21 protein-coding genes and 1 pseudogene are annotated in these 18,943 nt (G+C 59.1%); 8 read left to right on the top strand and 14 right to left on the bottom strand.

Features of this window, described 5'->3' with window-relative positions; all coding sequences use genetic code 11:
• The 4 genes and pseudogenes from QZ517_RS15375 to QZ517_RS15390 form a co-directional block, all read right to left on the bottom strand.
• Nucleotides 1-359 (bottom strand): annotated as a pseudogene (locus QZ517_RS15375) (D-glycerate dehydrogenase); the annotation flags it as partial.
• Entirely contained in the window at nt 356-697 is a 342-nt protein-coding gene (locus tag QZ517_RS15380; protein ID WP_294228403.1) for a tRNA-binding protein, read from the bottom strand. The pseudogene QZ517_RS15375 and the gene QZ517_RS15380, both read right to left, overlap by 4 nt.
• A complete protein-coding gene (proC, locus tag QZ517_RS15385; protein ID WP_294228404.1) occupies nt 690-1,505 on the bottom strand; it encodes a pyrroline-5-carboxylate reductase in 816 nt (271 codons plus the stop codon). Before proC ends, QZ517_RS15380 begins: the two co-directional genes overlap by 8 nt.
• 31 nt (nt 1,506-1,536) lie before the next feature.
• Entirely contained in the window at nt 1,537-2,037 is a 501-nt protein-coding gene (locus QZ517_RS15390; protein WP_294228405.1) for a YbjN domain-containing protein, read from the bottom strand.
• Between the two features lie 255 nt (nt 2,038-2,292).
• Here QZ517_RS15390 and QZ517_RS15395 point away from each other — a divergent pair, with 255 nt between their 5' ends.
• The gene (locus QZ517_RS15395; RefSeq protein WP_294228406.1) at nt 2,293-3,126 is read left to right on the top strand and encodes a PhzF family phenazine biosynthesis protein; all 834 of its coding nucleotides are present in this window, start codon (nt 2,293-2,295) and stop codon (nt 3,124-3,126) included.
• Nucleotides 3,127-3,129: 3 nt separating this feature from the next.
• On the opposite strand, the gene QZ517_RS15400 is transcribed toward QZ517_RS15395, so the two are convergent.
• The 4 genes from QZ517_RS15400 to QZ517_RS15415 all read right to left on the bottom strand — a co-directional run bounded on the left by QZ517_RS15400 (nt 3,130) and on the right by QZ517_RS15415 (nt 7,845).
• Nucleotides 3,130-4,365, bottom strand: coding sequence for an HlyD family efflux transporter periplasmic adaptor subunit (locus QZ517_RS15400; RefSeq protein ID WP_294228407.1), 1,236 nt, complete (start codon nt 4,363-4,365; stop codon nt 3,130-3,132).
• A gap of 4 nt (nt 4,366-4,369) precedes the next feature.
• Nucleotides 4,370-6,775 carry an ABC transporter permease gene (locus QZ517_RS15405; RefSeq protein ID WP_294228409.1) on the bottom strand — a complete coding sequence of 802 codons (2,406 nt, stop codon included), beginning with the start codon at nt 6,773-6,775 and terminating at the stop codon, nt 4,370-4,372.
• Nucleotides 6,738-7,463 (bottom strand): ABC transporter ATP-binding protein, encoded by a 726-nt coding sequence (locus tag QZ517_RS15410; RefSeq protein ID WP_294228410.1) that lies wholly within the window; start codon nt 7,461-7,463, stop codon nt 6,738-6,740. The genes QZ517_RS15405 and QZ517_RS15410 overlap by 38 nt, the downstream gene beginning before the upstream one ends.
• 142 nt (nt 7,464-7,605) lie before the next feature.
• Nucleotides 7,606-7,845 carry an accessory factor UbiK family protein gene (locus QZ517_RS15415; protein WP_294228411.1) on the bottom strand — a complete coding sequence of 80 codons (240 nt, stop codon included), beginning with the start codon at nt 7,843-7,845 and terminating at the stop codon, nt 7,606-7,608.
• A 90-nt stretch (nt 7,846-7,935) separates the two neighbouring features.
• Here QZ517_RS15415 and lgt point away from each other — a divergent pair, with 90 nt between their 5' ends.
• The 6 genes from lgt to QZ517_RS15445 all read left to right on the top strand — a co-directional run bounded on the left by lgt (nt 7,936) and on the right by QZ517_RS15445 (nt 12,720).
• Nucleotides 7,936-8,841: a prolipoprotein diacylglyceryl transferase gene (gene lgt, locus QZ517_RS15420; RefSeq protein ID WP_294228412.1), complete on the top strand. Its 906-nt coding sequence runs from the start codon at nt 7,936-7,938 to the stop codon at nt 8,839-8,841.
• Nucleotides 8,838-9,896: an SAM-dependent methyltransferase gene (locus QZ517_RS15425; protein ID WP_294228413.1), complete on the top strand. Its 1,059-nt coding sequence runs from the start codon at nt 8,838-8,840 to the stop codon at nt 9,894-9,896. Before lgt ends, QZ517_RS15425 begins: the two co-directional genes overlap by 4 nt.
• Complete coding sequence (gene pgeF, locus QZ517_RS15430) at nt 9,893-10,651, top strand: peptidoglycan editing factor PgeF (protein ID WP_294228414.1); 759 nt, start codon at nt 9,893-9,895, stop codon at nt 10,649-10,651. The genes QZ517_RS15425 and pgeF overlap by 4 nt, the downstream gene beginning before the upstream one ends.
• Nucleotides 10,652-10,804: 153 nt before the next feature.
• On the top strand, nt 10,805-10,945 hold the full coding sequence (locus QZ517_RS15435) for a hypothetical protein (protein ID WP_294228415.1): 141 nt from the start codon (nt 10,805-10,807) through the stop codon (nt 10,943-10,945).
• 217 nt (nt 10,946-11,162) lie between these two features.
• A complete protein-coding gene (gene purE, locus QZ517_RS15440) occupies nt 11,163-11,654 on the top strand; it encodes a 5-(carboxyamino)imidazole ribonucleotide mutase (protein ID WP_294228416.1) in 492 nt (163 codons plus the stop codon).
• A complete protein-coding gene (locus tag QZ517_RS15445) occupies nt 11,647-12,720 on the top strand; it encodes a 5-(carboxyamino)imidazole ribonucleotide synthase (protein WP_294228417.1) in 1,074 nt (357 codons plus the stop codon). The genes purE and QZ517_RS15445 overlap by 8 nt, the downstream gene beginning before the upstream one ends.
• Here QZ517_RS15445 and QZ517_RS15450 read toward each other — a convergent pair.
• Together QZ517_RS15450 and QZ517_RS15455 are read right to left on the bottom strand one after the other, a co-directional pair.
• Complete coding sequence (locus tag QZ517_RS15450; RefSeq protein ID WP_294228418.1) at nt 12,717-13,193, bottom strand: GNAT family protein; 477 nt, start codon at nt 13,191-13,193, stop codon at nt 12,717-12,719. The genes QZ517_RS15445 and QZ517_RS15450 overlap by 4 nt on opposite strands.
• Nucleotides 13,194-13,306: 113 nt before the next feature.
• Complete coding sequence (locus QZ517_RS15455) at nt 13,307-14,185, bottom strand: alpha/beta fold hydrolase (RefSeq protein ID WP_294228419.1); 879 nt, start codon at nt 14,183-14,185, stop codon at nt 13,307-13,309.
• 61 nt (nt 14,186-14,246) lie between these two features.
• On the opposite strand from QZ517_RS15455, the gene QZ517_RS15460 reads away from it, so the two are divergent.
• Nucleotides 14,247-14,714: an NUDIX hydrolase gene (locus QZ517_RS15460; protein ID WP_294228420.1), complete on the top strand. Its 468-nt coding sequence runs from the start codon at nt 14,247-14,249 to the stop codon at nt 14,712-14,714.
• Nucleotide 14,715: 1 nt separating this feature from the next.
• On the opposite strand, the gene QZ517_RS15465 is transcribed toward QZ517_RS15460, so the two are convergent.
• The 4 genes from QZ517_RS15465 to QZ517_RS15480 form a co-directional block, all read right to left on the bottom strand.
• Nucleotides 14,716-15,549 carry a DMT family transporter gene (locus QZ517_RS15465; protein WP_294228421.1) on the bottom strand — a complete coding sequence of 278 codons (834 nt, stop codon included), beginning with the start codon at nt 15,547-15,549 and terminating at the stop codon, nt 14,716-14,718.
• A 161-nt stretch (nt 15,550-15,710) separates the two neighbouring features.
• Nucleotides 15,711-16,148, bottom strand: a complete 438-nt coding sequence (locus QZ517_RS15470) for a GNAT family N-acetyltransferase (RefSeq protein ID WP_294228422.1) — start codon at nt 16,146-16,148, stop codon at nt 15,711-15,713.
• A gap of 1 nt (nt 16,149) precedes the next feature.
• Nucleotides 16,150-17,241 carry a ribosome small subunit-dependent GTPase A gene (gene rsgA / locus QZ517_RS15475; RefSeq protein WP_294228423.1) on the bottom strand — a complete coding sequence of 364 codons (1,092 nt, stop codon included), beginning with the start codon at nt 17,239-17,241 and terminating at the stop codon, nt 16,150-16,152.
• Between the two features lie 298 nt (nt 17,242-17,539).
• Nucleotides 17,540-18,943, bottom strand: a 1,404-nt coding sequence (locus QZ517_RS15480) for an ankyrin repeat domain-containing protein (RefSeq protein WP_294228424.1), incomplete at its 5' end; no start/stop codon positions are given.

An 18,943-nucleotide genomic window follows, 5' to 3' on the forward strand; every position in this document is an offset into this window, starting at 1 on the left:
GCCCGCCGCGCACTCATCAAGATCAAGGTCATGGCCACATCCGCGGTGGCATCGGTCACCGCCCCCGGCGTGTTGCTCACCAGCACATTGGCTTTGGCTGCCGCCTCAACATCAATGTGGTTGTAGCCCACGCCAAAGTTTGCGAGCAATTTACAGCGTGGCGCAGACACATCCGCAAACACCGCCGCATCAAACATGTCCCCCAGCGAGGGCAGCACCATATCGAAGTTGCGCAACGCATCGCGCAGCTCATCCCCCTGCATCGGCATGTTGTTTAGGCGCACCGTGGTCTGAAACGCCCCACGGGCCTTCTCCAGAACGGCATCCGGCAACGGGCGTGTGATCAAAAGGCTTTTCAATGTAAGCGTCCTCCATTTGGGACCGGCCCATCCGGGCCTATCAAAGAAATTTCACCGGTTGCGTCCGGCAATCCAAGCACCAGCACCTCGGACATAAATTTTCCGATTTGGCGGGGCGGGAAATTCACCACAGCCAGCACTTGTTTGCCCACCAAGGAGGCGGGGTCGTAGTTGGCTGTGATCTGCGCGGAGGTCTTGCGTATGCCAAGCTCCTCACCAAAATCCACCCAAAGTTTGGTCGCCGGTTTGCGCGCTTCCGGATAAGGCTCCGCCTGCACAACTGTACCAACGCGCACGTCGACCTTCAAAAAATCGTCAAAATCGATTGTGTCAGTCATTGCCCAGCTCCCGGCTGCGCTCCGCCGCCGCGCCCACGGTTTTGATCATCAGCGGCGGCAATCCATCCGACGTGTCCATCAACACCTCCAACCCTGCCTGCGTGGTGCCATTTGGGCTGGTCACGTTCACACGCAACTGTTCCGGCGTCTCATCCGCTGCCTCTGCCAGCGCCCCCGCACCAGCCACCGTGGCTTTGGCCAATGCCATGGACAACTCCGGAGACAAGCCCTGCGCTTCACCAGCCGCCGCCATGCATTCAATCATGTGGAACACATAGGCCGGGCCTGAGCCGCTCAACCCGGTGACAGCGTCCATTTGCCCTTCGTTATCCAAACGCACCACCTGCCCCACCGCTTTCAGCAGGCCTTCGGATGCATCCAGTCCAGCTGTGCCCGCCGGGCCGTTGCCAACAATTGCCGTGATGCCTTTGCCCACCGCCGCAGGCGTGTTGGGCATGGCGCGCACAATCGGCGTCTGCGCCCCCAAAATGTCTTCATATGTGGCAATCGACACGCCCGCCGCGACAGACACAAACAACGTCTCGCCGTTGCCCATCGCCGCCAACACCGGCAGCGCATCCGCCATCATCTGCGGCTTCACAGCAATCAACACAATCGCAGGCGCCGTCGGCAAATCGGCGTTCACATGCACGCCGCTGCCTTGCACCCAGTCACTTGGATAGGGGTCTTGCACCCACACGCTGCTGGCAGGCAATCCATCCGCCAACCAGCCTTGCAGCATGGCAGATCCCATCTTGCCACAGCCCAAAAGTACCAGGCCGCGTTTGGCCACATCGGTGATGTTCATGAAAGCCCCCTCTGTTTCTCAGGGGCAAGTGTTACGCCCGCCCGTAGGCCTCCGCAATGGCAACTTGCATCGCATCTTTCACAGTTCGCTCGCCCCAGACTACAAGCTGAAACGCCGGGTAAAATCGCTCGGAATTCTGAATGGCCTCACGGATCAACGCGTCGATTTGATCCGGGCTGGCCACCTGACCACCGGTCAGCACCAAACCATAGCGATAGATCATCAGCTGCTGTTTGTCCCAATAGGTAAACGCCCCAGCCCAGCACTCATCATTGACCGCATTCAGGGTCTCATAAAGCGCGGGCAACCGATCCTTAGGCGGCTGTGCTTCGTGAGAACACACAAGCTTCAATGTCTCGTCATACGCAGACCACGCCAAAGTGATGGAGTAGGTTTTCCACTGGCCTTCCACTTCCATGGCAATCTGATCGTCCGCGATGCGCTCAAAGGTCCAGTCCCGCACCCCAGCAATATGCTCGACGATGTCGATCGGGTGCAGGTCTTCCTCGAGAAACTGCTCGGATAATGCCATGGCGCCACCTCTTTTTTGTTATCGCGGCGAGGGAGTGGCAGCTCCCTAACGCTTGGTGTCTGCTCTAAGACCTGTGGATAAGTCCACATTCCTTACAACATATGGTGGTGGGCCGAGACTCGCCTGTAAAGCAAAATATCTGTGGATAACGCAATAAGTTGTGGATTAAACTAAGCTACACACAAGTTTCCGCCCTTGGGTCGGAAGCCCAAGGAGAGACTTTCTCAAATTCTCCCCAATCCAGGTGATGATGTCATGACCGCTGTATTTCCGTTTTCCCAGGTTGATGTGTTTTCTGATCACGCCAGTTTCGGCAACCCACTGGCCGTGGTGGCAGATGCAGAACGGCTGGAGCAAACCCAAATGGCGCAGCTGGCGCATTGGACCAATCTCAGCGAGACCTGCTTTTTGCTGCACCCAACAGACGACGGGGCAGATTACCGCGTGCGGATTTTTACGCCGCTGCAAGAATTGCCGTTTGCCGGTCATCCCACCCTTGGCGCCTGTCACGTTTGGCTGGCGCAAGGTGGCCAACCACAAGGCGAGGACGTGGTGCAGCAATGTGGCGCCGGCCTGATCCACATCCGCCGCGACAACAGACGTCTGTTTTTCTGCGCCCCGCCTTTACGGCGCAGTGGCCCGCTCGAGAACGACCTAAGCGCACGTGTCGCTGCTGCCCTTGATGTATCGCCATCAGACGTTGAAGCCGCGGCTTGGGTCGACAACGGCCCCGGCTGGGCCGCGCTCCTACTCAAAGACCGGCAATCGCTACTGCAAGCTAAACCAGACTACGCAGCCCTCAAAGGCATGCGCGTTGGCTTGGTGGCCCCGGTCGGCGAAGCCGGCCATGGGTTTGACTTCGAAGTCCGCGCCTTTTCGGCAGGCGGTTTTGAAGACCCTGTCACAGGCAGCCTCAATGCTGGTATCGCCCAATGGCTGCTGGGGGACGGCATTGCCACGGGAGACTACATCGCCGCGCAAGGCACGCTTCTGGGCCGCAAAGGCCGGGTTCATGTCCATCAAGACGGTGGTGAGATCTGGGTTGGCGGCGCAGTGCAAGATGGCATCACCGGCACGCTCACTCTCTAAGGCTTACTGCGCCACGCGCGGCGCAATCTTGGTGCCATCGATCAACCCAGCTGACGGATACAGCACCACCTCGGTGCCAACCTGCAAACCGTCCAGCACCTCGGCTTCAATCCCATTGTTGCGCCCAGGCGTAACCGGGGTCAGAACCGCCGCGCCACCGACATCCGCCACAAACACCGCCCAGAAACCGTTTAGCCGGAACAAGGCGCTCGATGGCACAATCAGCGTGTCTTCGGCCTCCCAGACCACAATCCGCGTCTCGACCCGGAACCCATGGCCCAATGTTGCCCGCGCCTCAGGATCATCGGTGAACTGGATCACAGCATTCACCCGCTGCTCTTCCACGCCCAGCGCCGAATATTTGGTGAAACCCCACGGATCAATCCGTTCCACTTCCCCCTGCAAATCTCCGTCGCCGCCCCAATTGGTGATCAAAACGCGATCCCCCACATCCACGCGCACCGCGTCCGTCGAGAGCAGTTCCACAACCACCTCCAGGTCACTTTGCGTATCGCCCACTTCCAGAATTGGCGCCCCTGCCCCAAGGGTGGTCTCACTTTTCTGGATCACCCGCAGCACGCGGCCGGAAATTGGGCTGGGCAGATCAATTGGCGTCGCATCCGCACCGGTGGCCGCATCATACAGCCCCTGATCGTCAAAGCTGATCAACCGCGCCCGCGCATTTTTCAAATCCGCTACTCGCATCGAAATCGCCGCCCGCGCCGTGTCCACAATGGCATTCATACTGCGCGCAGTGCCTTCCAGCCGATCCAACGCCGCCTGGGAAATAGTATCCTGCGCAAACAGCTTGCGCCCGCGTTGCACATCATCATCGGACAAATCCCGGTCCGCCATGGCTTTGTTGAGGTCCGCCTCCGCCACCCGCAACGCCGCCTGCGACGCGGCAATCGCCGCATTGGCTTGTTCACGCGTGCGAATGTCCAGCGCCGCCGGATTGGTTGGCAACATGCGTGCCACCACGGTTTTGCCTTTCTCAACAAAATCCCCCGGCTCCAGCGTCACCCGCATCAACCGGCCCGCAATTGGCGTGCTCACCACATAAGGATCGCGCACCTGCGTGCGGGCCTCCTCATCCACGGTGACCATCATCGCCCCGCGTTTGACCTCACCCAGATCGACCAGCATTGGCTGCGGCCAAAACGCCGCTGCCAGCCCCGCGCCCACAATAGCCACTGCCACAACTGTCAGCGCTTTGCGGGATTGTCGCCGCTTTGCCATGCTCTCACTCCCTCGTCTTCAGGGTGGCCACAAGGTCCACCCTGCCAATCTCTCGTTTCACCAGCCAGCCACTCACCAGCGCCGCCAGCACCACCGCCAATCCCGCGACGCCATAGGCATCGGCCTTAAACTCGGTTGGAATTTGATACAGGTCCGTGCTGAACCCCGCCGCCACCAGAAACGACAGCCCGTAGCCGATCAGAACGCCCACCGGGATCGCCAGCATCACCACCAGCGCCAGTTCTCCCAGCAAGATGAAACTCGCTTCACTTTGACTGAACCCCATAACCCGTAGACTGGCCAGATCGCGGCTCTGCTCGCCAAAACTGATCCGCGCCGAGTTATACACAATGCCAAAGGTGATGATCCCGGCAATCGCCGCCATCACAAATCGCATCGTGCCCGCCCCCGCATCCATCAGCTTTTTCATCGCCGCCCGCGCATCATCCTTGCGCGTCACACCGGCCACCTTGGGCACATCCTTGAGCGCGGCAAACAGCGCCGGATAAGCCGCTGCATCCACCCGCATATAGGCACCAGAAATCCGTCCCGGCTCATTCATCGCCGTATTCAGCGCCTCAAGCTGCATATAGGCTGGCGCACCCAGTAACGTGTCGGCAATCCGCGCCACATGCAGCTCTAACACCGGCCGCCGCCCTTCCAGCACCTCCACCGTGATGGTGCCGCCTGGCTGCACCTTCAGGATATCCGCCAGCGCCTTGGCCAATACAATGCCCCGCGTTGGCATCTCGATGTCCGCGCCCTCTTTGTCCAACGCACGCGACAGCTTGGCACCGGGCACCAGCCCGGTGATCCCGCCGCGATAATGCTCCGGCCCATGGCGCAACACCGCGCTCACCGCCCGCGTCGGCTCCACCTCAATAACGCCAGGCAGATGCGCCAAATCAAAGGCGGTTTTCTCCGGCATCTGTTCAAAAAACGTCACCGCCACATCACTGCGATCGACCACGCCATAGGTCTTATCTAACACATCGTTGAACCCAGACATCACCGACAGCTGGGCGGAACTGAGCCCCATGCCCGCCGCAATCCCAATCACCGCGCCAAACACCCGCCCCGGATTGCGCATCACCCGACGCAGCACCATGCGGCTGGGTTGATCCAGCCAGCGTTTCAGTGAATTTGAGATGGCTCCGGAGCGCGAAAAATCCGCCGGTGCCGGGGGCCGCATCGCCACCGCAGGTGTCAAGGCAAACACCCGGCGCAATACAGACGCCCCGCCGACAATCGCCGCCAAGACGCTCACCAGAATACCAGCGGCGAAGCTTGATGGCTCCACGCGAAAGACCAAAAACGGAAAATGGTACAGCGACTGATACACACCGGCCAGCAACCGCCCTGACCACACCCCACCAAGACAGCCCAACAGAGCACCAGCCAAGGCGATCACAATCACCAGCTTCACATAGTGCAGCGCAACCTCCACATCGGTATAGCCAAACGCCTTGATCAGCCCGATCTGTTCCCGTTCCGCCTGCACCATGCGGCTGATCACGATGTAAAGCAGGAACGCCGCGACCCCCATGAAGATCGGCGGCACCGCTTTGGACGTGGCATTCAACCCTTTGATTTCCTCGCTCAGGAACCGGTTGCTCATCTGATCGGCCACGCCATAGGCGCCCAGCCCGCCATAGCGCGCCAGTAGTGCATCCACCGCCGTCAGCACCGGCTCGACCTGCGCCCCGCGCTCCAGCGACAGCAACGCCTCATTAAACGCGCCTTTCAAATCAAACGCCGCCTCAAGCGCCTCTTCGTTCATCCACAAAACGGCAAAGCGGTTGTCATCCGGCACAAACTCGCCCGCGGGCACATTGAACAAAAACTCCGGCGCCTGCGCGATCCCCACCACGCGAAAATCGCGCCGGTTGCCATGCATTGTTGCCGCCAACCGATCGCCCAGCGCCAAATCATGCGCCTTGGCAAAGCTGCGCAGGATCAGAACCTCGTCATTGCGGCCCGCCTGCGGCATTTGCCCTTCGGCCAGATAAACCCCGTTTAAACGTGGCTCCCGCCATTCCGGCAGCGAAACCACCTGCGCCCGCACCGGCAAGTCCTGCCTAGCTATATCCACCAACGCGCCACCCTGAATGCGACCTTCCACAGCGTCCACGCCAGGAATCTCAGCCAGCCGATCCAACATCTTTTTGGGCGCACGTGTCACCGGCGCAAACACATCCGCCAACCGGTAACGCTCATAATACGTTGTGCGGGTTTCCTCGAGCGACGAGATCATGCCCGACATCATCACCAGCAACAGCACGCCCACTGCGACAACCAAGGCAATCGCCCCGGCCTGCCCCTTGATGCGCCACAAATCGCGCAGGAGTTTCTGATCCAGCGCTCGCATCACATCACCAATGAATCTCATCCGGGCTGAGGCGCGTGTCATTTTCCACCACCTCACGGATTGCCCCATCTGCAAAATGGATTACCCGATGCGCCATCTGCGCCGTCGCGGCCGCGTGGGTCACAATCATCACCGTCGCGCCCAACTTGCGGTTGATGTCATTGATCACATGCAGCACCTGCCGCCCGGTTGTGCTATCGAGAGCCCCTGTGGGCTCGTCACAAAACAGCACAGTTGGGTTCTTTGCAATCGCCCGTGCAATGGCCACACGCTGCTGCTCCCCACCCGACATCTGCGCCGGAAAGTGGTCCATACGTTCCCCCAGCCCCACTAGGCGCAGCGCCTCTTCCACCTCCATCGGATCATCGGCAATTTCCGTGACCAGCTCAACATTTTCCCGCGCCGTCAGGCTCGGCATCAGATTGTAGAACTGAAACACAAACCCTACATGATCGCGCCGATAGAGCGTCAGCGCGCGGTCGTTCATTTCGCTCAAATTCTGATCCTGAAAAAACGCATCGCCATCACTCGCACGATCCAGCCCACCAATGATGTTCAGAAGCGTTGACTTACCAGACCCCGACGGCCCCAGCAAAACCACCATCTCGCCTTTGGGAATGGTCAGGTCCACCCCGCGCAATGCGTGCACAGCCGCCGCCCCTTCGCCGTAGACTTTGGTCAGCCCCCGCGTGCGGAATGTCGGCAGTGTGGATGTGTCATCCTTGGCCATGGCCCTCTCCTTACAGGGAGCCTACCGGCACAACCAAGGGGTGTCCATGTGGTGAAAGCGCCGATCATTGGGACCGTTCGGACACAAAAAAGGCCAGCCAAACGGCCAGCCCTCCTCACATCAAAGTCTAAGTGACTTTGATCTATTTGCTTTCCAGCGCTTCAATCCGCGCTTTCAGGGCTTCGTTCTCTTCGCGGGCTTTCTGGGCCATGCCACGCACCGCATCAAATTCCTCGCGGGTGACAAAATCACGATCCGCCAGCCATCGATCCAGCATCGACTTCATTGCGTTGTCGGCCTCGTCTTTGGCGCCCTGAGCCACACCCATGGCGTTGGTCATCAACTGAGACATGTCATCCATGAACTTGTTCCGGGTTTGCATCGTTCTCTCCGCATTGTGATCCTGACTGACTATATGGGCACCAACCCGCCCAGACACAAGGTTGACTTTGTCGCAAGGGAAAGGCCACTTGTGGCGCAAACACACGCGCAATGGAGCAGTCCCATTCAGTTCCCAAACATCTCGCCGGAAATCTTCACCATCTCCGCCTTTGGCATGGAGTTTGCCCTGCGCTGGTACGCGCTGGCCTATATCGTTGGCATCCTGATCGGCTGGCGGATTGTCGTCGCCACCGTCAACCGTCCCGCGCTGTGGCCCAAAGACACGGCCCCCATCAGCGCACGTCAGATCGAAGACCTGCTCACCTGGGTTATTCTGGGCGTGATCGCTGGTGGCCGGCTTGGCTATGTGCTGTTTTACAAACCCGCCTTCTACCTCGCCAATCCTGGCGACATCATCCGCATCTGGGACGGCGGCATGTCGTTTCACGGCGGCATGCTCGGTGTCATCGTGGCGGGTTGGCTCTATTGCCACAAACATGACCTGATCAAATTACAAGTTGGCGACGCCATGGCGCTTGGCGTGCCGATCGGCCTATTCCTCGGTCGCATCGCCAACTTCATCAACGCCGAACTCTGGGGCCGCCCAACCGACCTGCCATGGGGCGTCATCTTCCCCGGCCACGCGGCACAAGACTGCGGCCAGCTTGCCGCCCTCTGCGCCCGTCATCCGTCTCAGCTTTATGAAGCGCTGATGGAAGGCCTGATCCTCGGCGTTGTTATGCTCTATCTCGCCTACCGCCGCGGCGCGCTCAAAGCCCCCGGCACCATCACAGGCACCTTCTTTGTTGGCTACGGGCTTGCCCGTTTCATCGTCGAGTTCTTTCGCCAGCCAGACGCGCAGTTCATCTCTGAGGGCAACCCGCTAGGCCTCGTACTTCAATTTGGCGGCACCGGCTTCACCATGGGCCAATTGCTGTCCCTGCCGATGATCGCCCTTGGCGCCTACCTGATCCTGCGCGCCAAACGCCATCCATGAGTGACCTGACCCAACATCTGCTGGCACGGATCGAAGCCCACGGCCCTATGACAGTGGCTGACTTTATGGCGGAGGCCCTGCTGCACCCCACGCTGGGTTACTACACCACACGCGATCCCTTGGGGGCAGAGGGCGACTTCACCACCGCGCCGGAGATCAGCCAAATGTTTGGCGAGTTGATCGGCCTCGCGCTGGCGCAGGCTTGGCTGGATCAAGGCGCCCCTTCGCCCTTCACACTCGCCGAACTTGGCCCCGGTCGCGGCACGCTTATGGCGGACATCCTGCGCGCCACCCGCGCTGTGCCCGGTTTTCATGCAGCAACCCAGATCCACCTTGTGGAAGCCTCCCCAACGCTGCGCGCCAAACAACGCGAGACCATCAACGCTGAGATCACCCACCACGACACCGTGGACACGCTGCCAGAACAGCCGCTGTTTCTGGTCGCCAACGAATTCTTCGACGCCCTGCCCGTCCGCCAATTCCAACGCGGGCCGACCGGCTGGCACGAACGCCTGATTGCCATACGCAACGGTGCACTCACCTTTGCCTTTGGCCCCGAACTGCCGCAGCCACAGCTCGAACACCGCCTTGCCGACACCACCCAAGACATGATTGTCGAAACCTGCGCGCCTGCGTTTTCGGTGGCGTCTGAAATCGGCTCCCGCATCCACAACTTTGGCGGCGCGGCCCTGCTGGTCGACTACGGCGACTGGCGCTCAAAGGGCGACACCCTGCAAGCGCTCAAAGACCACACGTTTGCCAATCCCCTTGCCGCCCCCGGAGAAGCGGACATCACCGCGCATGTCGACTTTGAGGCCCTCGCCCAAGCCGCCCCCTGCGCCCACAGCAAACTGACCCCACAAGGTGTGTTTCTCGAACACCTCGGCATCACGCCGCGTGCGCAAGCCTTGGCCGCCCATCTCTCCGGCGACGCCCTACGATCGCACATCGCCGCACATCGCCGCTTGACGCACCCTGAGGAAATGGGAAACCTGTTCAAAGTGCTCGCGCTCTATCCGGAAAACGGCGCCCCTCCACCTGGATGCATGACATGACGCTTGAGATTTTGACCTCAGACCTGCTTGCCCCCGCGCACCATGGGTTTTTCACCCGTCGTGGGGGTGCCTCCTCTGGTGTTTTTGCCGGTCTCAATTGTGGTGTTGGCAGCTCAGATCAAACCGAGATTGTCACCATTAACCGCCAGCGCGTGGCCAGTGCCATGGGGGTGGAACTTTCTCACCTCGCCGGTGTGCATCAAATCCACTCCGCTGATGTGGCCACACTCACCGCGCCGTTGGATGGCGAGCGCCCCCGCGCCGACGCCATTGTCACCGCCACGCCGGGCCTTGCCCTGTCGATTCTCACCGCAGATTGCCAGCCGGTGCTGTTTTCTGATCCCCACGCCGGTGTGATTGGGGCCGCCCACGCGGGATGGCGCGGCGCGCTGGACGGCGTGCTTGAGGCAACAGTGGACGCCATGGAAGCCCTCGGCGCCTCCCGCGGCAACATCCACGCTGTGATTGGCCCCTGCATCAGCCAAAGCGCTTATGAAGTGGGTCCAGAGTTTCTCGAGACTTTCCTGACAGCCGACATCACCAACAACCGATTCTTCGCGGATGGTGGCGGCGACCGCAAATTTTTTGACCTGCCCGGCTACGGACTGCATCGTTTACGCTCCGCAAACATTGGCAAAGTGGAGTGGACACGGCATTGCACCTACTCTGACGCCGACAAATTCTACTCTTACCGTCGCACAACCCACGCTAAAGAGGCCGACTACGGCCGACTCATCGCCTCTATCCGGCTGTAAACAAACAGTTTTCATGTATATCTCAAATTTGTCGCGCTATTTTCCTCAAATCTGACCAATCCTGCCGCATCTCTGCCCCATTTCGACACGAAACTGATCTCAAGTTGGAAACAATGGTCCACAAGAGACCAAGACATGCCAAGGAGAGCAGACATGAAAACCCAGAGCCGCTTCGTAAAATCCGTAGTTGCAGCATCCAAAAAAGACGCGCCACAAATGCCATGGGCCCGTGGCACACGCCGCGCTGCTTTCATCGCAAAGCGCAAAGGCGTGACGCTGAAACAAGCAGCTTAAGCGCTTGTAGCACCCGCCTTACCTCGCATTTCCGCAAAGCATCTTGTCATTTGACAGGGTGTTTTTGCGTTTTTGAGGCTACATCCTCTGCAAATTTTCCACCATGAATGACGCCCATAACCTGACGAAACCGAATTAATGCAGGATCAACCCGCCGCATTGCTTAAATTCTTGAACCGTCTATAACGCGAGCCAAATTCTCATCTCAGAGGCGGATATGACGGACACACCTCAAGTTGGCATCATCATGGGCAGCCAGTCAGACTGGCCCACGATGAAAGAAGCCGCCACCCTCCTTGAAGAGCTGGGCATTTCTTACGAGACAAAAATTGTCTCCGCCCACCGCACCCCGGATCGTCTCTGGACCTACGGCAAAGAAGCTGCGGGCCGTGGCCTGCAGGTGATCATCGCCGGTGCTGGCGGCGCCGCCCATCTGCCGGGTATGATGGCGTCGAAAACCCGCGTTCCTGTTGTTGGTGTTCCGGTGCAAACCCGCGCGCTTTCTGGTGTCGACAGCCTCTATTCCATCGTGCAGATGCCCAAAGGCTTCCCGGTTGCCACCATGGCCATCGGTGCTGCCGGTGCCGCCAACGCGGGCCTGATGGCTGCGGGCATTTTGGCCCTGCAAGACGCTGACCTCGCACAACGTCTCGACGCCTGGCGCGATGCTCTCTCCGCCTCCATTCCGGATGAGCCACAAGATGACTGAAGCGCTTAAGCCCGGTGCCACCATTGGCATCCTTGGCGGTGGCCAACTTGGCCGCATGTTGTCCGTTGCAGCCTCCCGCTTGGGCTACAAAACCCACATCTTTGAGCCGGGCGCCAACCCACCCGCAGGTGAAGTGGCCAATGCCGTCACCACCGCCTCATATGAAGACGCCGACGCCCTGCGCGCTTTCGCAGCCTCTGTGGATGTCATCACCTATGAGTTTGAAAACATCCCCACGGCAGCGCTGGATATTCTGGAAAGCCAGAAGCCCATCCATCCAAACCGCGAAGCGCTGCGGGTCTCTCAAGACCGCCTGACCGAAAAAACCTTCCTGCAAGAGCTTGGCCTAAAAACCGCGCCATTTGCAGACGTGACCGACGCCGAAAGCATGGCCAAAGCCGTCGCCAAAATCGGTGCGCCGTCGATCCTAAAAACCCGTCGCTTCGGCTATGACGGCAAAGGCCAGGCCCGCCTCAAAACCGCAGACGATGCCGACGCAGCCCTGGCCGATATGGCAGGCGCCCCAGCCCTGCTGGAAGGTTTTGTCGACTTCTCCCACGAGGTTTCGGTGATTGCCGCGCGTGGCATCGACGGCCAAGTCGCGTGCTTTGATCCCGGCGAAAACGTACACAAAGACGGCATTTTGGCCACCACCACCGTGCCCGCCCGCCTATCCGCAGGTCAGCGCATGGACGCCGTACTGCTGGCTGCCAACATCCTGAACAAACTGGATTATGTGGGCGTGATGGGCGTGGAGCTCTTTGTCACCAAAGACGGCCTGATCGTGAACGAAGTGGCACCTCGGGTGCACAATTCCGGCCACTGGACCCAAAACGGCTGCGCTGTCGATCAGTTTGAACAACACATCCGCGCCGTCACCGGCCTGCCTCTGGGCGACGGTCAGCGGCACAGCGATGTGGTCATGGAAAACCTGATTGGTGACGACATGGACCAACTGCCTCAGCTGCTGCAAGAGCGTGACACCGCGGTGCATCTTTATGGCAAAGCAGACACCAAACCGGGCCGGAAAATGGGCCACGTCAATCGCGTCAATCGCGGCAATTAAGCCGACACATCCAGCAAAAACCGGCGGAAGGTCTGCCCCCCATAGTGGACCTCCCCAGTCTCTTTGGCGCCCATCCGCGCCAAAGCTTTCACCGACCGACGTGTGGGTGCCAGCAGAAACTGCACCGTCTCAATCCGCGCATCCTGCTGCGCATAGACCAGCGCCTGCCGCGTGATCGCCAAGCCTTGCCCAAAGGCAGCGGGCACAAGCACCAACCCAAAATCCCAGACGTCATCCTCTTTCTCAAAGCCGCCCCAGCCGAGAAAGACTTCGCCCTGCCAGATCGCCCAATGGCCGAGCCCATCGTTTATCCAACGCTGCGCCTTCGCGCTCAAAAAACCGTCAAGTGCCGTGTCATCAAACGCGCCTTCCAAAAGTGGCAAATGCTCCGCCACTCGCGCATCGTTCATCTGCGCCAACAGCAATTCGCGAGGCACTTTCTGCAAATCACAAAACTCAATTACTTGTGTCACGTCAAACAGTCACTTTCTCAAAGTATTCACTAAAATCATCACCTTGCGATGACGGCAGCATCGGTAGAACCCATCCAGCAACCGCACCTCTGCGCGCTGCAAAGCCAATTCCGTCATTCCTTATTCGCGCCACCTTGTTCCGCAGTGCCCGGCCCCATGATCTCGCTCCAAATCCGATCCCAAAGATCATCTTCTTGCTCAGCCTCCGGGTCACCATCCACGTCGATCAGCCGCTGCAACTCGCGCAGGGTTGCATCCGCATCCCCCCACTCAAGCGCATGGTCAAATTTTCCGTGTTCCAAAAACTCGCGCACCTGCACAATCACCATGGGGTTGTTCATCATAAACGTATGGGTAACCGGCAAAACAATGTGGTCCGCCATGCCATCCACCTTGGTGCTTTCCACCGAGACTTTGCCGTCATCCGGGCCGGCAATCAGACTGCTGTAATAGGGGTTCAGCGACTTGTCCCCGGCAATCACGCCCAGCTCAAAATCCACTGGCGGCAGATGTGCGGGCAACCCATCGGTGCCAAGCTGCATGCCTGCCGGGCCATTTAGCCACACAAACGGCTCCAGATAGCTAAATTCATCCACCAGTTCAGAGCCTTGGTTGGGCGGCCCCAACATCACCACACGGCCCAACTCCGGTGGCCGATGCGCCTCAAGCCACACGCGAGTCAAAATGCCGCCCATGGAGTGGGTCACAAAATGCACCTTGGTCCAACCACATTGCGCCACCGCCTTGGGCAGCGTCATGTTGGCAAGGCTCTCTATCTCTTTCTTTGTTGACGGGTATCCAAGCCGCACCACTTTGTAGCCGTAACGCTCCAACGCAAGCTCCATCAGCACAAACGAGCTTTCAGAGCGCGCCAACCCGTGCAGCAGGATCACACAGTCCTGCGGCTCAGACACCTTTGCACCCTGCGCCACCACGTTCTGCGTGTTCAGCCCCAAGGCCAACGCCGCTATCATTGCCAAAAAACGTACCATAGACTTGAGATAGGCCCTAAGCGCCCTCTACAAAAGTAAAAACCTTACGGAACCCGCTCCAATGGCAACCCTTCGCCCACCAAAGTCACGCCCCCTGCGCCTCGCCGCCCGCGCGGTGATCCTGCACAATGACCGCTTGCTGCTGGTGAACGCATATCCCGACAACAAAGGCGATCTCTGGTGTGCCCCCGGTGGCGGTGTGGAAAAGCACAGCAGCCTGGCCGACAATCTGATCCGCGAAGTGTATGAGGAATGTGGTCTCACCATCTCGGTTGGCGCGCCCTGTCTGATCAATGAGTTCCACGATGAAGACAGCGATTTTCATCAAGTGGACCTGTTCTTTCGCTGCTCCATCACCGGCGGCACCCTCGCCGAAACCTGGCGAGACCCGGAAAACATCGTTTCCAAGCGCCGCTTCTTCACCCGCACGGAAATGGAACAGCTCTCTTACCGCCCGCTCAGCTTGCCAGACGTCGCATGGGGAGACGGTGTGCACTACGACGCCTTGGAACCCCTGCTGAAATTCTGACCTAGCCCTTGCGCATCGAGACCAGAACGCCGCTGATCACCAGCGCCGCCGCGCCAACAAAGCGCAAGGTCAGCGGCTCACTCAACACCACCATGCCACCTGCCATGGCAATCACCGGAACCGACAGCTGCGCCACCGCCGCTCGGCTTGCGCCCAAGCTTGGCAATATTGCATACCACAGCGCGTAGCCCAGCCCCGAGGTCACAACACCTGACACCACCGCCAACCACACACCCGCCACAGGCATTTGCAAATCCATGCCCAACGCTATGCCGAATACCAAGGCAACCGGTGCCGCCAACAAAAAATTCATCGCCGTCGCCTGTGTCGCATCACCTTCCCGACGCCCCTGAAGCGAATAAATCCCCCAGCCAAGCCCCGCGCTTGCCATCATCACCACATGTACAACAGAAATCGCGGGGCCTCCGGTCGGCATCAACAGCCAGACCAACCCGCTCAGCGCCAGACAAGCCCCGATCCAGCGCGTCACTGGCACCTCGTCCCGCGCCACCACAGCCCCACCAAACATGGTGATCTGCACCACGCCAAACAGCACCAAGGCACCCAGCCCGGCATCCAAGCCACGATACGCCAGCGAAAACCCAAAGATGTAAGCCAGCAAGCCGACCACAGCGACACCGCGCCCAAGCCCGCCCAGCGCAAAGCCGCGCCTTTGCCAGGCCACCAAACCTGCCAGCGCCAGTGCGCCGCTCACAAGCCGCACCACACCAAAATCCACCGCCTCCATTCCTATGCCGCTCACGGCAGCGCGGTTCAACACGGAGTTCGCGGCAAAAGCCACCATCGTCACAGCGGTCAGTAAGATCAGTTTCATGTGTGTCTTGGTGACATGGGTCACCGCACAGAGCAAGCACGCCCCTGCCGGACCGCCACTCACAAAACCGCTAAGGAGGCCGATAGAAAACGGCGCCCGAAATCCTCCGCGCGCCGCAAGGGTCACCCCCAAATGAAGACCGTTTCAACGGGTCTCCGAATTTAGTCTGTGGCTTTTGGCATGGCCAGTTTCAGCACCACATCGCCTGTGGCACCAAAGTGGTCCTCACCAATCTGCTCAAACCCGTACCGTTCGTAAAACGGTCGGCCACTGGCATTGGCGGCAAACACCTCCACTGTAAGCGGGCCTTTTTTCGCCACGACATGATCCACAAGCGCACGTCCGTACCCACGCCCGTGTGATGATGGGGCGACAAACAGACCGCCAATCTCCGTGTCGATCATGGCAATGAAGCCCATTGGTGTATCATCAACCTCCAACACCCAAGTTTCGGCGTTTGGCAAATAGATCGCCCGCATGTCTTTTGCGACCTGCGCAACGACATCGTCCGGCAAAAAGGGATGGGCCAGCGCATTGGCCTGCGCCCACACATCCAGCACAGAGTCAGTGTCGCGGGATGCAAACTTTCGAATGATCATATCACTTCCGCCCTTTTCGGCCCTTGTGGGCCTTGGTCACCGTTTTGATCATCTTGCCGAAGTTTTTGTCATAAGCCCGCTTTTCCGCCAAAGACGCGGTGTTGTGCCGCTCTTCCGCTTCCAGTTTACGCCACCGCTCAAAGCGTTCCGCATCCAGTGTGCCGGCCTCAATTGCCGCGCGCACGGCACATCCCGGCTCGCTTTCATGTGCACAATCGCGGAATTTGCACTGCGTCGACAGCTCAACCACGTCAGAAAACAGATCCGCCAGACCATCGCCCGCTTCTGCAAGCTGCAATTCGCGCATGCCCGGCGTGTCCAAAATGGCCAAGCCCTGCTCCGTGAAATGCAACTGCCGGCTGGTGGTGGTGTGTCGCCCCCGGCTGTCGTCTTCCCGGATTGCACCGGTCTCAGCCTGCTCTGTGCCAAACAGCGCATTCACCAAGGTGGATTTGCCCACACCTGACGTGCCCAGAAAGGCAATGGTCTGCCCCGGCGCGCACCAATCCGTTAGCTTTTCCGCAGGTTCTTCACTTTTGGCATTCAACAGCACCACTGGCACGCGGTCAGAAATGGATTGCGCCTCCGCCACATAGCCCGCCGTGTCTTCACAGAGGTCCGCCTTGGTCAGCAAAATCACCGGCGTCACATCCGCCTCAAAGGCCAGTGCCAGATAGCGCTCAAGCCGCGCCACGTTAAAATCATTGTTGCAACTGGTCACTACAAAGGCCGTGTCCACATTGGCGGCAATCATTTGAATGCTGCGATCATGTCCGGCGGCCCGGCGTTTAAACAGGCTCTTGCGCTCCAACACGGCGCTGCGCATCGGCAGCTCCGCATCATACAGCAGCCAGTCACCCACCGTGGCATCCGGCCCCGGTGGCACCAAGGCGTCAATGCCGTCGCCGCGCACCCGAAGGCCGTTGCGATGCACTTCCACCACCCGCACCGGCGGCGTGGCGTCCAAAATATCAAGATCGGTTTGCTGGGCAAAAAACGATTGCCAGCCAAGGATGTCCAACGGGGAGCGCTTTGGTGGGTCTTGTTTGGCCACGCCACGTGTTGGCAAAAATTGGGAAAAGTCCCGTGTCATTGTTGAGGTTCTCTCATGGATTGGCCGCGCCTGTCTTGGCTTGGCCATAACGTATCAGAAAAAGGGATCGGCACAAACCAACAGCCCCGCGCAAATGCGCCGGTTTTGCCGTCTTGAATGTGCATCGGGTGGACACTCTGCCACCCGCCAAAATCAGGCATCCAGTTTCTGGGCCATAAAACCTCCATCAAAGTTGGCTTAAATATAGGCCCGCGCCGCAGCCCCAACAACCCGCGCCATTACCCTGTGCCGCGAGTGAGGAAATCCTGCATCATGTCCATAAACATCGGCGCCTGTTTCACCGTGAAGCAGCGATCTCTTGCGCAATGCGCAGCGCATCCAACATCGGGACAACATGGGCAGGAGGGGCGGCACCATCAAGCTTTGACATATAGCTCTCAAGCGGAGTCTCGCCATCTTTGTCCCGAAGATCCGCCTCCGCCCCCTGTTCAAAAAGCGTCGCCACCAGCCCGAGGTTTTCGGACAGCAACGCGACATGCATCGCCGAGCGGCCATTGACCCCAAGCTGATTCACATCAGCGCCATTGGAGATCAGATGTTGCGAAATCGCTTTTGCGCGGTCGTGTTCTTCCAACGTGGCCGCAGCCACAAGCGGCGTTTCGTTTAGGTGAATGATCATACGGGTTTCCACCCGATCTCGCCCAACACCACGCGCATTCACATCCACCCCCAATGTGATCAGGCTGGCAACGTCTTCAACCGAGAGCGGCCCTTTGATCGCATCCACCAAAAGCGACTTTCCTTCAGGATTGAGATCCGCCTTACTTGCGATCAGATCAAACACCCGACGGTCCTGACTGTCTTCAAAATGATGGAAGGCCTGAAACAGCGGCGTGTCACTCAGGTGCGTATCTGTGGGCGCATCCAAGGCCACCCCGGATTTCACAAAAAGATCTACAAGCGCAAAAGTAGCTTCACCGTCAGCATACGCGGTGATCGCAAGCGCAAACGGACGATCACCGTCCTCCACACCCAACCCGACACCCCCGTCTGGATGCGCACCAGCCTGCAACAACAATCGGGCGCTTTGAAAGCGCTTGCTGCTCATCGCGATGTCCAGTGCGGTCTCGCCCTGACCATTAACCGCATCAAGATCGGCACCGGCTTCAATCAGTGTTTTGACAAGTGTTGGGGTGTTGAGCCAGGCCGCCCGAAACAACGGGCGATTGATTTCCACATACTCGTTCACTGTCATACTGTATTCGATATTGGCCCCTGCCTCGATCAGCGCGCGCGTATCCGCAGGTCTGGGCGACAGACCAGAGGCAAACGTCAGGGGCGTTTCGCCAAAATTCGTGACCGCGTCCACTTGCGCACCGGCGTCCAGCAATAGCGCAATGGCTTTGGGCGAGCTTTCTCCGTGTGCCGCATCATGCAGCGGCGTAAACCCAAACTTATCAGCATGATTTGGGTTGGCACCTTCCGTCAAAAGATACTCAAGCACCGTCGCATCGCTGCGGGTATACGCCGCCAGATTGATTGGTGCCACGCCGGTTTCAAACGCGGTACTGATCCCGTGGTGCTTCAGACAGGAGAAAATTTTCTCATTGGAAGCTGTGCGCCAATACTCATAAGACGCCTCTTTGGCTTCGCTTGTGAACACAAAGCCCTGACAATCCTCTGCTTGCGCCACAGACGTATGCGCCGCCAGAGCCAAACTGGCCGAAATTAAAGACTCTTT

It is taken from the genome of uncultured Shimia sp. (assembly GCF_913054185.1).
Taxonomy (GTDB): domain Bacteria; phylum Pseudomonadota; class Alphaproteobacteria; order Rhodobacterales; family Rhodobacteraceae; genus Shimia.

Excerpts from the sequence above, each read along its gene's own strand:
- QZ517_RS15435 (WP_294228415.1), top strand. The coding sequence starts at position 10,805 with ATGAAAACCCAGAGCCGCTTCGTAAAATCCGTAGTTGCAGCATCCAAA.
- proC (WP_294228404.1), bottom strand. The coding sequence starts at position 1,505 with ATGAACATCACCGATGTGGCCAAACGCGGCCTGGTACTTTTGGGCTGT.
- QZ517_RS15410 (WP_294228410.1), bottom strand. The coding sequence starts at position 7,463 with ATGGCCAAGGATGACACATCCACACTGCCGACATTCCGCACGCGGGGG.
- purE (WP_294228416.1), top strand. The coding sequence starts at position 11,163 with ATGACGGACACACCTCAAGTTGGCATCATCATGGGCAGCCAGTCAGAC.
- QZ517_RS15395 (WP_294228406.1), top strand. The coding sequence starts at position 2,293 with ATGACCGCTGTATTTCCGTTTTCCCAGGTTGATGTGTTTTCTGATCAC.
- QZ517_RS15380 (WP_294228403.1), bottom strand. The coding sequence starts at position 697 with ATGACTGACACAATCGATTTTGACGATTTTTTGAAGGTCGACGTGCGC.
- QZ517_RS15390 (WP_294228405.1), bottom strand. The coding sequence starts at position 2,037 with ATGGCATTATCCGAGCAGTTTCTCGAGGAAGACCTGCACCCGATCGAC.
- QZ517_RS15445 (WP_294228417.1), top strand. The coding sequence starts at position 11,647 with ATGACTGAAGCGCTTAAGCCCGGTGCCACCATTGGCATCCTTGGCGGT.
- QZ517_RS15465 (WP_294228421.1), bottom strand. The coding sequence starts at position 15,549 with ATGAAACTGATCTTACTGACCGCTGTGACGATGGTGGCTTTTGCCGCG.
- QZ517_RS15425 (WP_294228413.1), top strand. The coding sequence starts at position 8,838 with ATGAGTGACCTGACCCAACATCTGCTGGCACGGATCGAAGCCCACGGC.
- QZ517_RS15415 (WP_294228411.1), bottom strand. The coding sequence starts at position 7,845 with ATGCAAACCCGGAACAAGTTCATGGATGACATGTCTCAGTTGATGACC.
- QZ517_RS15405 (WP_294228409.1), bottom strand. The coding sequence starts at position 6,775 with ATGACACGCGCCTCAGCCCGGATGAGATTCATTGGTGATGTGATGCGA.
- QZ517_RS15460 (WP_294228420.1), top strand. The coding sequence starts at position 14,247 with ATGGCAACCCTTCGCCCACCAAAGTCACGCCCCCTGCGCCTCGCCGCC.
- pgeF (WP_294228414.1), top strand. The coding sequence starts at position 9,893 with ATGACGCTTGAGATTTTGACCTCAGACCTGCTTGCCCCCGCGCACCAT.
- QZ517_RS15470 (WP_294228422.1), bottom strand. The coding sequence starts at position 16,148 with ATGATCATTCGAAAGTTTGCATCCCGCGACACTGACTCTGTGCTGGAT.
- QZ517_RS15400 (WP_294228407.1), bottom strand. The coding sequence starts at position 4,365 with ATGGCAAAGCGGCGACAATCCCGCAAAGCGCTGACAGTTGTGGCAGTG.
- rsgA (WP_294228423.1), bottom strand. The coding sequence starts at position 17,241 with ATGACACGGGACTTTTCCCAATTTTTGCCAACACGTGGCGTGGCCAAA.
- QZ517_RS15455 (WP_294228419.1), bottom strand. The coding sequence starts at position 14,185 with ATGGTACGTTTTTTGGCAATGATAGCGGCGTTGGCCTTGGGGCTGAAC.